We start from the raw sequence: 13,942 nt of genomic DNA, 5'->3' as shown, positions 1-13,942 counted from the left end.
CCTGCCTGTACCAGGGTCCCCAAAAGGGGTACTGCGTATAAAGGGGGGATGTCCCGGCCTGCCTGTACCGAGGTCCCCAAAACGGGCGGTGCTGCGTATAAAAGAGGGGTTCACCCGGCCTGCCTGTACCAGGGCCCCCGAAACTGGAGATGTATTGCTTATTGCAGGGGGCGTGCCAGTTTTGCAAAACCCGTTAATACTGGGCTTTGCGGGTGATTTGGCCGGATTTTAAGGGTATTTGTGCCTTCGAGAGGTGCAGCCGGCACAGGAACGGTGCATTCAGACGGCTGAAATGGCTGGGGCCGCTTTGCGCCCCATCGCGACACAAGGCCGCTCCCACAGGATCGTGGCAGGAGCGGGTTTACCCGCGAATACGGTGGTGGCGGCAATGGTGAGCGGCAGGTGGAGATTGGCCAGCAGGCCCGGCCTCTTCGCGGGTGAACCCGCTCCTACGACGACCCCGATGTGTGTCCATCGCATCAGCCTTGGGGCAGAGGTGATCCCGTGGGAGCGGCCTTGTGTCGCGATGGGCTGCAAAGCAGCCCCAGCAATCTAGAAGGCTAATTCAGAGCTCAGTGGTCATCACCTTCCTCATCATCCCCACCAGCCACATTCATCCCCAATTCCTTGATCTTGCGTGTCAGGGTGTTACGCCCCCAGCCCAGCAACAGCGCGGCATCCCGCCGGCGTCCGGCGGTGTGCTTGAGTGCCGTCTCGATCATGATCCGTTCAAAGCTCGGCACTGCGCTGTCCAGCAGGCTGGTCTGCCCGCGCGCCAAGGCCTGGTCGGCCCACTGGCGCAGGGCCTGCTCCCAGTTGGTTACCGGCGCGGCGTCTTGTGGCAGGTTCAGCAGTTCTGGTGGCAGGTCACCGATCAGCACTTCGCGGCTGGAGGCCATCACGGTAATCCAGCGGCAAGTGTTCTCCATCTGCCGCACGTTGCCCGGCCATGGCAGGTTGCGGATGAACTCTTCAGTCTCCGGCTTGAGGATCTTCGGCTCGACTGCCAACTCCTGGGCGGCCCGGGCAAGGAAGTGGCGGGCGAGGGCGGGGATATCTTCGCGGCGGTCGGCCAGGCGCGGAATGTGGATACGGATGACATTAAGACGGTGGAACAAGTCTTCACGGAACTTGCCGGCCTGTACCAGTGATTCCAGGTTCTGGTGGGTGGCGGCGATGATGCGCACGTCGACCTTGACCGGCACGTGGCCGCCCACGCGGTAGAACTCGCCGTCGGCCAGCACGCGCAGCAGGCGGGTCTGGGTGTCGGCGGGCATGTCCCCGATTTCGTCGAGGAACAGCGTGCCGCCATCGGCCTGCTCGAAACGGCCCCGACGCAAGTTGGCAGCACCTGTGAAGGCGCCTTTCTCATGGCCGAACAGCTCCGACTCCATCAGATCCTTGGGGATGGCGGCCATGTTCAGGGCAATGAACGGCGATGCTGCGCGCGGGCTGTGTCGGTGCAGGGCGTGGGCCACCAGTTCTTTGCCGGTGCCGGACTCGCCGTTGATCAGCACGGTGATGTTGGAGTGGCTGAGGCGGCCGATGGCACGGAACACCTCCTGCATCGCCGGGGCTTCGCCAATGATTTCCGGGGTGCGCGCCAGGTTCTGTGGCACATCCAGGCCTTGCTGCTCCTGGGCATGCTGGTTGGCGCGCTTGACCAGCGATACCGCTTCGTCGACATCGAATGGCTTGGGCAGGTACTCGAAGGCACCGCCCTGGTACGAGGCCACGGCGCTGTCCAGGTCGGAGTGGGCGGTCATGATGATGACCGGCAGGCGCGGGTGTTGCTCGCGGATCTGCGCCAGCAGGTCGAGGCCGCTGGTGCCAGGCATGCGGATGTCGGAAATGATCACGTCGGGTTGCTGGCGTGCCAAGCGCCCCATGACACCGTCTGCGCTGTCGAAGCTCTGGGTGGTCATGCCTTCCTGTTGCAGGGCTTTTTCCAGGACCCAGCGGATGGAGCGATCATCGTCGACGATCCAGACGGTTTCACTTCGGCTCATGAGGCGGTGGCTCCTTGTTCCAGAGGCAGGTAAATCGAGAAGGCGGTATGGCCTGCGTGGCTTTCACACTCGATCAGGCCCTGGTGCTGGCTGATGATGTTCTGGGTAATGGCCAGGCCCAGCCCGGTACCGTCCGGGCGACCACTGACCATGGGATAGAAGAGGGTGTCTTGCAGTTCCGGCGGGATGCCCGGGCCGTTGTCGATGATCTCTACCCGCGCTACCAGGCGGTGACGCACGTGGCCGATGGTGAACTGGCGCAGGGCGCGGCTGCGCAAGGTAATGCGACCCAGGCGCAGCTCATTCTGCGCGCTGATCGCCTGCATGGCGTTGCGCACGATGTTGAGTACGGCCTGAATCATCTGCTCTCGGTCGATCAGCACGTCCGGCAGGCTCGGGTCGTAATCGCGCACCAAAGTGATGCACCCCTGGCTTTCGGCATCGACCAGGCTGCACACCCGCTCCAGCACTTCGTGAATATTGGTCATGGCCAGCGAAGGCAGCTTGTTCGAGCCGAGCATGCGGTCGACCAGGTTACGCAAACGGTCAGCCTCTTCGATGATTACATTGGTGTAATCGCGCAGCCCTTCCTCGGGCAGTTCGCGGGCCAGTAGCTGGGCCGCTCCGCGGATGCCGCCAAGGGGGTTCTTGATTTCGTGGGCCAGGCCGCGTACCAGCATCTTGGTGGTTTCCTGCTTGCTCAGTTGAGCCTCTTCCTTGGTGATGCGCAGCAGCCGGTCCCGCGGATGCACTTCGAGCAACAGCAGGGTCTGGCCTTGATGCAGTATCGGTGTTACCGCGTAGTCGACAGTGATGGTCTGCCCGGTCAGCGATGTAAGCTGCGCTTCACGCTTGGTGAACGGGTGCGCCTGCTCGACCGCCTGGCGCAGCGAGCTGAGCGCCTCGGTCGATTCGGTGAACAGTTCGCTGATGAACTGCCCATGGCTGCGCTGGCCACTGACGGCCAGTAGCATTTCTGCGGCCGGATTCATGTACTCCAGGCGCAGCTCGGCGTTGAGCAGCAACGTGGCAGTGGTCAGGTTGTCCAGAAGCAGACGGTGCTGTGCATCGCTGATGGTCATAAGGCGTCGTTGACCTCTTTTGGCGCTTGCCTGGCACTGTTATGGCCAGGGCCGGACGCGGGGTGGATCCACTGATGCGAGACTCTTGATAAGAAAATGCAAGAAACAAACCAAAGCGCCGAAAAGAAGCGGAATTTGCCGAGAAAGGCCTGAAACTGCGCAAATTCGGACCAGAAAGTCTTGGTGAAACGTTTAATTTGAACCAGATTGGGGAGCAAATGAGGGCATGGTGTGAATTAGTGCACCAAGATAGAGCATAGCGTGACAGGCGGGGTTGCAGTGCTTCTGCTTGGTGCGCAGAAACGAAAACGGCCTCCCGAAGGAGGCCGTTGTGATCAGGTCATCGGCGCGGGGCGCCAATCAGATCAGCAGCTGTAGTACAGCTCGTATTCCAGCGGGTGTACGAAGGTGCGCACCTTGATTTCTTCTTCGCTCTTCAGCTCGATGAAGGCATCGATGAAGTCGTCGGAGAACACGCCGCCCTTGGTCAGGAACGCACGGCCTTTATCCAGCTCTTCCAGAGCTTCTTTCAGGCTGCCGCACACTTGCGGGATGTTCTTGGCTTCTTCTGGCGGCAGGTCGTACAGGTTCTTGTCGGCCGCGTCGCCTGGGTGGATCTTGTTCTGGATGCCGTCCAGGCCAGCCATCAGCAGGGCCGCGAAGGCCAGGTACGGGTTGGCCGATGGGTCCGGGAAGCGTGCTTCGATACGGCGGGCTTTCGGGCTGCCAACGTAAGGAATACGGATCGAGGCGGAGCGGTTGCGAGCCGAGTAGGCCAGCATTACCGGGGCTTCGAAGCCTGGAACCAGACGCTTGTAGGAGTTGGTCGACGGGTTGGTGAAGCCGTTCAGGGCCTTACCGTGCTTGATGATACCGCCGATGAAGTACAGGGCGGTGTCGGACAGGCCGGCATAGCCTTCACCCGAGAAGGTGTTCTTGCCGTCTTTCCAGATCGACATGTGCACGTGCATGCCCGAGCCGTTGTCGCCATACAGTGGCTTCGGCATGAAGGTGGCGGTACGGCCGTAAGCGTCGGCAACGTTGTGCACGACGTATTTCAGCGCCTGTACTTCGTCAGCCTTCTTCACCAGGGTGTTGAACTTGACGCCGATTTCGTTCTGGCCGGCAGTCGCCACTTCGTGGTGGTGAACTTCAACGGTCTGGCCCATTTCTTCCAGAGCGTTGCACATGGCAGTACGGATTTCGTGGTCGTGGTCGAACGGCGGAACCGGGAAGTAGCCACCTTTCACGCCTGGACGGTGGCCTTTGTTACCGCCTTCCACGTCAGCGCCGGTCATCCACGAGCCCTGCTCGGAGAAGATCTTGAACATCGAGCCGGAGATGTCCGACTGGAACTTCACTTCGTCGAAGATGAAGAACTCAGGCTCTGGGCCGGCGAATACGGTGTCACCGATGCCGGTGCTCTTCAGGTACTCTTCGGCGCGCTTGGCGATTGCACGTGGGTCACGATCGTAGCCCTGCATGCTCGACGGGTCGACGATGTCGCAGGTAATGATCAGGGTTGGCTCTTCGGTGAACGGATCCAGAACGGCGGTTTCGTCAACCGGCATCAGGATCATGTCGGAGGCTTCGATGCCTTTCCAGCCAGCGATGGAGGAACCGTCGAACATCTTGCCGACTTCGAAGAAGTCTTCGTCCAGCGCATCACGCGACGGCATGGTCACGTGGTGCTGAGTGCCTTTGGTGTCCGTGAAACGCAGATCAATCCACTTGACGTCATGATCTTTGATGAGTTGAACCGACTTCGACATGTTGTCCTCCGGATGGTCTAGAGCGCGGTGGGCCGCTGCCCTGGAAAAAGGGTGTTGCCGGGCGCGGATAGTCGGCCAAGCTTACCTGCCTCACAAGGGAGCAAATTGCATGCCAGTGCCCGAAAATGGCGAGGCTGGGATAAAAGGGGGCGTTTGCGGGCATTTGGCGTTGGGGTGGCGGGCAAAAGTGCACCCTTACGATGCGTTTTTTGATCATCTCGCACCAATAGGGTGCGTGGCATGAGTGGTGTGCCAGCTTCTAGGGCCTCTTCGCGGGTAAACCCGCTCCTACGGGCTTTGCACTGCTTGTAGGCGCGGGGGCACCCGCGAAAGGGCCGGAACAGGCACTGCAAAACCCGCTCTCTGCATTTATCTCAAAGCTTCTGATCAAAAGTTGGTCAAATCCTGAGCAATTTCCGATATAATTCGCGCCCCTCATTTTCGGCAGGCCCTGCGCGCGCTGTTAACCAATGAAACTTATCGTCAAAGTCTTCCCAGAAATCACCATCAAAAGCCGGCCGGTGCGCAAGCGCTTCATCCGCCAGCTTGGCAAGAACATCCGCAACGTGCTCAAGGATCTCGACCCTGAGCTCGCGGTCGATGGTGTCTGGGACAATCTCGAAGTGGTTACCCGCGTCGAAGACGAAAAAGTCCAGCGCGAGATGATCGAGCGCCTCACCTGCACGCCGGGTATCACCCACTTCCTGCAGGTCGAGGAATACCCGCTGGGTGACTTCGACGACATCGTCGCCAAGTGCAAGCACCACTTCGGCCACCTGCTGGCCGGCAAGCACTTCGCCGTGCGCTGCAAGCGCGGTGGCCACCATGACTTCACTTCGATGGACGTCGACCGTTACGTCGGCAGCCAGCTGCGCCAGCAGTGTGGCGCCGCCGGGATCGAGCTGAAGAAGCCTGAAGTGCTGGTGCGCATCGAAATCCGCGACCAGCGCCTGTACGTGATCCACAACCAGCACAATGGCATCGGCGGTTATCCGCTGGGTGCCCTGGAACAGACCCTGGTGCTGATGTCCGGTGGTTTCGACTCCACCGTTGCGGCCTACCAGATGATGCGCCGCGGCCTGATGACCCACTTCTGCTTCTTCAACCTCGGCGGCCGTGCCCATGAGCTGGGCGTGATGGAAGTGGCCCACTACCTGTGGAAGAAGTACGGCAGCAGCCAGCGTGTACTGTTCATCAGCGTGCCGTTCGAAGAAGTGGTTGGCGAAATCCTCAACAAGGTCGACAACAGCTACATGGGCGTGACCCTCAAGCGCATGATGCTGCGCGGCGCCGCCCATATGGCCGACCGCCTGCAGATCGACGCGCTGGTGACCGGCGACGCGATTTCCCAGGTGTCCAGCCAGACCTTGCCGAACCTGTCGATCATCGACTCGGCCACCGACAAGCTGGTGCTGCGCCCGCTGCTGGCCAGCCACAAGCAGGACATCATCGACCAGGCCACCGAAATCGGCACCGCGGACTTTGCCAAGCACATGCCGGAATACTGCGGCGTGATCTCGGTAAACCCGACTACCCATGCCAAGCGTCACCGCATGGAGCACGAAGAAAAGCAGTTCGACATGGCCGTGCTGGAGCGCGCTCTTGAGCGCGCCAAGTTCATTTCCATCGACCATGTGATCGATGAGCTGGGCAAGGACATCGAAATCGAGGAAGTGGCCGAGGCGCTGCCTGGCCAGATCGTCATCGACATTCGGCACCCCGATGCCCAGGAAGACGAACCACTGGTGCTGGAAGGTATCGAGGTCCAGGCCATGCCGTTCTACGCCATCAACAGCAAGTTCAAGCACCTGGACCCTACGCGCCAGTACTTGCTGTATTGCGACAAGGGTGTGATGAGCCGTTTGCACGCACACCACCTGCTCAGTGAGGGACATGCCAATGTGCGTGTTTATCGTCCGACATAAGATGCCGGGGCTGTATGGCGGCAGTATTCGCCATCGCCCTCCCGACCGCCGGGCCCGCTGAGCCTTAAACAGTACATATTGGCCGCCTACACTGGGCGGCAACCGAATCCTCTGATCGAGATACACTTGTGATCGAAAATCTGCGTAACATCGCCATCATCGCCCACGTTGACCATGGTAAAACCACTCTGGTCGACAAACTCCTGCGTCAGTCCGGCACTCTGGAGCGTAACGAGCTCAACGACGAGCGCGTCATGGACTCCAACGACCAGGAAAAAGAGCGCGGTATTACCATTCTGGCGAAAAACACCGCCATCAACTGGAACGGCTACCACATCAACATCGTCGACACCCCCGGCCACGCCGACTTCGGTGGCGAGGTTGAGCGTGTAATGTCGATGGTCGACTCCGTGCTGCTGCTGGTCGACGCCCAGGACGGCCCGATGCCGCAAACCCGCTTCGTGACCAAGAAGGCCTTCGAAGCCGGCCTGAAGCCAATCGTCGTGATCAACAAGGTTGACCGCCCAGGCGCGCGTCCTGACTGGGTTCTGGACCAGATCTTCGACCTGTTCGACAACCTCGGTGCCACCGACGAACAGCTGGACTTCAAAGTGGTCTACGCCTCGGCCCTGAACGGCATTGCCGGCCTGGACCACACCGCCATGGGCGAAGACATGACCGCGCTGTACCAGTCGATCATCGACAACGTACCGGCTCCGTCTGTTGACCGCGAAGGCCCGTTCCAGATGCAGATCTCTGCACTGGACTACAACAGCTTCCTCGGCGTTATCGGTGTTGGCCGCATCGCCCGTGGTCGTGTCAAGCCGAACACCCCGGTTGTCGCCATCGACACCAACGGCAAGAAGCGTAACGGCCGTATCCTGAAGCTGATGGGTCACCACGGTCTGCACCGCGTTGACGTCGAAGAAGCCCAGGCTGGCGATATCGTCTGCATCAGCGGTTTCGATGAGCTGTTCATCTCCGACACCCTGTGCGCCCCGGATGCGGTAGAAGCGATGAAGCCGCTGACCGTTGACGAGCCGACCGTTTCGATGACCTTCCAGGTCAACGACTCGCCGTTCTGCGGTAAAGAAGGCAAGTTCGTCACCAGCCGTAACATCAAGGACCGTCTGGACAAGGAACTGCTGTACAACGTTGCCCTGCGCGTTCAGGAAACCGACTCCCCTGACAAGTTCAAGGTATCGGGCCGTGGTGAGCTGCACCTGTCGGTGCTGATCGAAACCATGCGTCGTGAAGGCTTCGAAATGGCCGTGGGCCGTCCTGAAGTGATCATCCGCGAAGTCGACGGCGTCAAGCAGGAGCCGTTCGAGAACGTCACCATCGACATCCCTGAAGAATCCCAGGGCAAGGTCATGGAAGAAATGGGTCTGCGTAAAGGCGACCTGACCAACATGGTTCCGGATGGCAAAGGCCGTGTTCGTCTGGAGTACAACATTCCAGCCCGTGGTCTGATCGGTTTCCGTAACCAGTTCCTGACCCTGACCAACGGTGCAGGCATCCTGACCTCGATCTTCGATCGCTACGACACCATGAAGTCGGGCCAGATGTCCGGCCGCCTCAACGGCGTACTGGTTTCGGTCGAGACCGGCAAGGCACTGACCTACTCGCTGGAAACCCTGCAGGCTCGCGGCAAGTTGTTCGTTGAGCACGGCCAGGAGATCTACAACGGTCAGATCATCGGCCTGAACAGCCGTGACAACGACCTGGGCGTGAACCCGACCAAAGGCAAGAAGCTCGACAACATGCGTGCTTCGGGCAAAGACGAAGTCATCGCCCTGGTACCGCCAGTTCGCCACACCCTCGAGCAGGCCCTGGAGTTCATCCAGGACGACGAGCTGTGCGAAGTGACTCCTAAGTCGATCCGTCTGCGCAAGAAGATCCTGGACGAAGGCGAGCGTACCCGCGCAGCCAAGAAAGCCAAGAACTGAGTTAGCTCAGGCTGAATGAAAACGCCCCCGGTCGAAAGGCCGGGGGCGTTTTAGTTTGTCTGGGTTTTTTGTGCTGGTTGTACCGGCCTCTTCGCGGGTGAACCCGCTCCTACAGGATATCCACAAAGGTCAAGACCTGTAGGAGCGGGTTTACCCGCGAAGACGCCGGTGCAGGCAATAGATCAGCGCCCAACCACTTTGGGCTTGTAGGCGCAATACCCCGGCCGCGGCCCGACCTTGGGGTGGTTGCGGCAGGTATCCGGGCGCTTGTCATAAATGGTGCACAGGCGGCTTTTACGATCCAGGTACATGCAGTCGTCGTTGCTCATCCGGGTCAGGGTGAAGATCCCCGACTTCTGGTTGAAGCGCTCGATGATGCCTTCTTTTTGCAGGCGTTTGGCCACGTTCTTGGGTGGTTCGTCTTTTTCGAACTCGTCGACCACGCCGATACGGATCAGATCCTTGATCTTCACCTCTACCGGCAGGGTGCAGCAGGTCGAATGGCAGCCGTGGCACATGTGGCTGGCGTAGCGCTGCCAAGTCTCCAGGCGGTCGACTTCGGCGGCGGCGATCAGGGTCGTTTTCATCTTTATAAGGTGGATCACGGTCTTGGGGCGCGCGATGATACCGGAATTGTTCAATTTATGAACAACCTTTTGCCGGAATCGCAGAGTGGGCATGAAAACTGCGAACCGTAACTGTCGCTCCCTGTCGAAGGGTCTAGTCTCATCACTCTCCCTCCGCTTTCGTCAACTTGCCCGAGGATGCCGCATGTCCCAGGAACCCAAAGCACGTGACGCCGAAGTCGCGGATTTTCGCGCCGCTGTACTGAACAAGCTGACCTACGCGGTCGGCAAGGACCCCGAGCATGCCTTCGACCATGACTGGTTCGAGGCCATTGCCCTGGCCGCGCGCGATCACATGGTCGACCACTGGATGGATCACACCCGACAGGCCTATCGGCGTAGCCAGAAACGGGTCTACTACCTTTCCCTGGAGTTTCTCATCGGCCGCTTGCTGTACGACAGCCTGAGCAACCTGGGCCTGCTGGACATCGCGCGCGATGCGCTGGAGGGGCTGGATGTGGACCTCGAGCGCATTCGCCTGCTCGAGCCGGATGCTGCGCTGGGCAATGGCGGCCTTGGCCGTCTGGCGGCGTGCTTCATGGAGAGCATGTCTACCTTGGGTATCGCTGCCCATGGCTACGGCATCCGCTACGAGCATGGGTTGTTCCGTCAGGCCGTGGTCGATGGTTGGCAGCAGGAACAGACCGAAAACTGGCTGGATTTCGGCAACCCCTGGGAGTTCGAGCGCGCCGAGGTGATCTACCCGATCAGTTTCGGCGGCAGTGTCGAAACGGTGCACGATGCAAGCGGTGCCCAGCGCCAGGTATGGTGGCCTGGCGAGACGGTGCGGGCGGTAGCCTACGACACGCCGGTGGTCGGCTGGCGCGGATCCAGCGTCAACACCCTGCGCCTGTGGCGTGCCCGTGCGCTGGAAGAGTTGCACCTGGAGCGCTTCAACGCCGGTGACCACTTGGGGGCGGTGGCTGAAGTGGCGCGTGCCGAGAGCATTTCGCGGGTACTTTACCCGGCCGACAGTACCGAGGCTGGTCAGGAGCTGCGCCTTCGCCAGGAGTACTTTTTCGTCTCGGCTTCGCTGCAGGACTTGCTGCGGCGCCACCTGAACATGCACAAGGACCTGCTCAACCTACCCGATGCAGCGGCCATCCAGCTAAACGACACCCACCCTTCGATTGCGGTGGCGGAGTTGATGCGGTTGCTGGTGGACCAGCACGAAGTGCCTTGGGAAAAGGCCTGGGAGCTGACCGTCGGCACGCTCGCCTACACCAACCACACCCTGTTGCCAGAAGCCTTGGAAACCTGGCCGGTAGCGCTGATGGAACGCATGCTGCCGCGGCACATGCAGATCATCTTCCTGATCAATGCCTACCATATCGATGCGTTGCGGGCCAAAGGCCTGCACGATTTCGACGTGCTGCGCGCGGTTTCGCTGATCGAGGAGGACAACGGCCGACGGGTGCGCATGGGCAACCTGGCGTTTCTTGGCTCGCACAGCGTCAACGGCGTGTCGGCGCTGCACAGCAAGTTGATGAAGAGCACGGTATTCTCCGAGCTGCACAAGCTCTACCCGAAACGGATCAACAACAAGACCAACGGCATTACCTTCCGCCGCTGGTTGTACCAGTCCAACCCCCAGTTGACCGAGATGCTGGTCGAGGCGCTTGGGCCGGAACTCAAGGACGACCCGCAGACGCGTCTGGCGGGCCTGGTGCCGTTCGCCGACAAAGCCGGTTTCCGCAAGCAGTTCGCTGCCCAGCGGCTGCACAGCAAGCGTGCCCTGGCCAGCATCATTCAGGATCGCATCGGTGTCACGGTCAACCCCGAGGCGCTATTCGATGTTCAGGTCAAACGCATTCACGAATACAAGCGCCAGTTGCTCAACCTGCTGCACACCGTTGCACTGTATCAGGCCATACGCAATGACCCTGGCACCAACTGGGTGCCGCGGGTGAAGATCTTCGCTGGCAAGGCTGCGGCCAGTTACCACCAGGCCAAACTGATGATCAAGCTGGCCAACGACATCGCCCGGGTGGTGAACAACGACCCGACGGTGCGCGGCCTGCTGAAAGTGGTGTTCCTGCCCAACTATAACGTCAGCCTGGCCGAGAGCATCATCCCGGCGGCGGACCTTTCCGAGCAGATATCCACTGCGGGCTACGAAGCTTCCGGTACCAGCAACATGAAGTTCGGCCTCAATGGTGCACTGACCATCGGCACCCTGGATGGCGCCAATGTGGAGATGTGCGAACAGGTGGGGGCTGACAACATGTTCATCTTTGGCCTGACCGCGCAGCAGGTTGAAACGCGCAAGCGTGCCGGTGACTTTGGTGCCAACGCCGCCATAGCCGCTTCCAACCGTTTGAGCGATGTGTTGCAGGCTATTCGCAGTGGTGTGTTCTCGCCCGACGACCCCTCTCGTTACACCGGGTTGATCGACGGCCTGGTGGCCTACGACCGCTTCCTGGTGTGCGCCGATTTCGATGCCTACTGGGATGCCCAGCGGCGGGTCGAGGATCTGTGGCACACGCCGCAGGAGTGGTGGCGCAAGGCGGTGCTCAATACCGCGCGGATGGGCTGGTTCTCGTCGGATCGGACTATCCGTGAGTATGCGACCGAGATCTGGAAGGCGCTGGATTGAGGTAGGCCTGTGCTGGCTTGTTCGCGGGTAGACCCGCTTCCTGCAGGGCTTTCATCAACCTGGGAGCGCGCGTGCCCGCGAATGGCCCCACAACCAGACCACCGGCCTGGCGCGCGCTGAACTACCGACCTATTGTGCCGTCTGAGAGCCGTGGCGAGTCTCATCACTCGCTAGCCCGTCACTCTCCCTGTAAACTGCGGGGGTTTTTCCTCCCCCCCAATCCGTTCGGAGCCATACATGTCCCGCGTTACCCTGAGTCGCTATCTGATTGAGCAGACCCGCAGCAACAATACCCCTGCCGATCTGCGCTTCCTGATCGAAGTGGTAGCGCGTGCGTGCAAGGAAATCAGCCATCACGTGTCCAAGGGCGCCCTCGGTGGTGTGCTGGGCAGCATGGGCACTGAAAACGTGCAGGGCGAGGTCCAGAAGAAACTGGACGTGATTTCCAACGATATCCTGCTGGAAGCCAACGAGTGGGGCGGCCACCTGGCTGGCATGGCTTCCGAAGAAATGGACAACGCCTACCAGATCCCGGGCAGGTACCCGAAAGGCGCCTACCTGCTGGTCTTCGACCCGCTGGACGGTTCTTCGAACATCGATGTCAACGTGTCGGTCGGTACCATCTTCTCGGTTCTGCGTTGCCCTAACCAGTACCTGAGCCAGAACGAAAGCCTCAACGAAGAAGCGTTCCTGCAGCCAGGTACCGAGCAGGTTGCTGCCGGTTACGCCATCTACGGCCCGCAAACCATGCTGGTCCTGACCCTGGGCAATGGCGTCAAGGGCTTCACCCTGGATCGCGAACTGGGCAGCTTCGTGCTGACTCACGAAAACATCCGCGTACCGGAAACCACTGCCGAGTTCGCCATCAACATGTCCAACCAGCGCCACTGGGAAGCCCCGGTACAGCGCTATGTGGGCGAACTGCTGGCAGGCGAGACCGGCCCGCTGAAGAAGAACTACAACATGCGCTGGATCGCCTCGATGGTGGCCGACGTGCACCGCATCCTGACCCGTGGCGGCCTGTTCATGTACCCACGTGACGCCCGCGAACCAAGCAAGCCGGGCAAGCTGCGCCTGATGTACGAAGCCAACCCGATGTCGTTCATCATCGAACAGGCCGGCGGCGCTTCCACCAACGGTTACGATCGCATCCTCGACATCAAGCCAGAAAGCCTGCACCAGCGCGTGTCGGTGATTCTCGGCTCGAAGGAAGAGGTCGAGCGCGTCACCGCCTACCACAAGGAGTAAGTCATGCTCGCACCTTGGCAGCCGTTGCTGGAGTGGTGGTTCGGTTGGGGCACCAGTGCCCAGGCCGTGGCTGACGAGAAGAGCACGCTGTGGTTCGGCAAGCATCACGATGCCGACGCCTATGCGCTGTTTGGCGATCTCGTCGAGCACGCCCTGGCGGGTGGGCTCGAGGAGTGGCAGCAAAGTCCGCAGGGCTGGCTGGGCCTGCTGATTTTGCTGGACCAGCTGCCACGCATGATCTACCGCGACACGCCGCGTGCCTTCGAGGGCGACCGGCGTGCCCAGGTGGTGGCCATGCAGGGCCTGCAGAAGGGCTGGGACTACCAGCTGCTGCCGATCCAGCGGGTGTTCGTGCTGCTGGTGCTGGAGCATGCCGAAGTGCTGGACTGGCAGAACCTGTGCGTGGAACGCTATCAAATGCTGCTGGACGAACAGCCCGAGGCCAACCGCCGGCTGTTCGAAGGCTTCCTCGACTATGCCGAGCAGCACCAGCGGGTAATTGCCCGGTTCGGGCGTTTCCCGCACCGCAACCTGGTGCTGGAACGGCCAAGTACCAGCGAAGAAATGGACTTTTTGCTGGAGCCTGGGTCTCGTTTCTGACGCCCAAAGGGCCTGCTGTGCAAGACATCGCGACGCGAGGCCGCTCCAACAGGGGCGGCCTTTTTTATTGTGCGCATGACTAATGCTTTGTGATTAATCGCACAGTAGTGGCCATCCGACCAATGGTGTAGGGGC

General features: G+C 60.5%; 9 protein-coding genes. 5 read left to right on the top strand and 4 right to left on the bottom strand.

Going from position 1 to position 13,942, the window contains the following annotated elements; genetic code table 11:
* Positions 1-572: 572 nt before the first annotated feature.
* From ntrC to glnA, 3 genes are all read right to left on the bottom strand, one after another.
* Complete coding sequence (gene ntrC, locus ACYCCG_RS06135; protein WP_003249213.1) at positions 573-2,009, bottom strand: nitrogen regulation protein NR(I); 1,437 nt, start codon at positions 2,007-2,009, stop codon at positions 573-575.
* A complete protein-coding gene (glnL, locus tag ACYCCG_RS06130; RefSeq protein ID WP_209969488.1) occupies positions 2,006-3,091 on the bottom strand; it encodes a nitrogen regulation protein NR(II) in 1,086 nt (361 codons plus the stop codon). Before glnL ends, ntrC begins: the two co-directional genes overlap by 4 nt.
* A 365-nt stretch (positions 3,092-3,456) precedes the next feature.
* The gene (gene glnA / locus ACYCCG_RS06125; RefSeq protein ID WP_021783715.1) at positions 3,457-4,863 is read right to left on the bottom strand and encodes a type I glutamate--ammonia ligase; all 1,407 of its coding nucleotides are present in this window, start codon (positions 4,861-4,863) and stop codon (positions 3,457-3,459) included.
* 470 nt (positions 4,864-5,333) lie between these two features.
* Between glnA and thiI the strand changes: the two genes are divergently transcribed.
* Positions 5,334-6,788, top strand: a complete 1,455-nt coding sequence (thiI, locus tag ACYCCG_RS06120; RefSeq protein WP_459669743.1) for a tRNA uracil 4-sulfurtransferase ThiI — start codon at positions 5,334-5,336, stop codon at positions 6,786-6,788.
* 128 nt (positions 6,789-6,916) lie between these two features.
* Positions 6,917-8,737, top strand: a complete 1,821-nt coding sequence (gene typA, locus ACYCCG_RS06115; RefSeq protein WP_021783717.1) for a translational GTPase TypA — start codon at positions 6,917-6,919, stop codon at positions 8,735-8,737.
* 182 nt (positions 8,738-8,919) lie between these two features.
* Here typA and ACYCCG_RS06110 read toward each other — a convergent pair whose 3' ends face one another.
* On the bottom strand, positions 8,920-9,324 hold the full coding sequence (locus ACYCCG_RS06110) for a YkgJ family cysteine cluster protein (RefSeq protein ID WP_049870388.1): 405 nt from the start codon (positions 9,322-9,324) through the stop codon (positions 8,920-8,922).
* A gap of 184 nt (positions 9,325-9,508) precedes the next feature.
* On the opposite strand from ACYCCG_RS06110, the gene ACYCCG_RS06105 reads away from it, so the two are divergent.
* From ACYCCG_RS06105 to ACYCCG_RS06095, 3 genes are all read left to right on the top strand, one after another.
* Positions 9,509-11,959 carry a glycogen/starch/alpha-glucan phosphorylase gene (locus tag ACYCCG_RS06105; RefSeq protein WP_339443780.1) on the top strand — a complete coding sequence of 817 codons (2,451 nt, stop codon included), beginning with the start codon at positions 9,509-9,511 and terminating at the stop codon, positions 11,957-11,959.
* 237 nt (positions 11,960-12,196) lie between these two features.
* Entirely contained in the window at positions 12,197-13,207 is a 1,011-nt protein-coding gene (locus tag ACYCCG_RS06100; protein WP_176684813.1) for a class 1 fructose-bisphosphatase, read from the top strand.
* 3 nt (positions 13,208-13,210) lie between these two features.
* Positions 13,211-13,807 (top strand): DUF924 family protein, encoded by a 597-nt coding sequence (locus ACYCCG_RS06095; protein ID WP_176684814.1) that lies wholly within the window; start codon positions 13,211-13,213, stop codon positions 13,805-13,807.
* The last annotated feature ends 135 nt before the right edge of the window (positions 13,808-13,942 follow it).

Source organism: Pseudomonas sp. VEM90, from assembly GCF_054611535.1.
The sequence above is the reverse complement of the archived record's forward strand: the minus strand, read 5'-3'. Positions and strand labels throughout refer to the sequence as shown.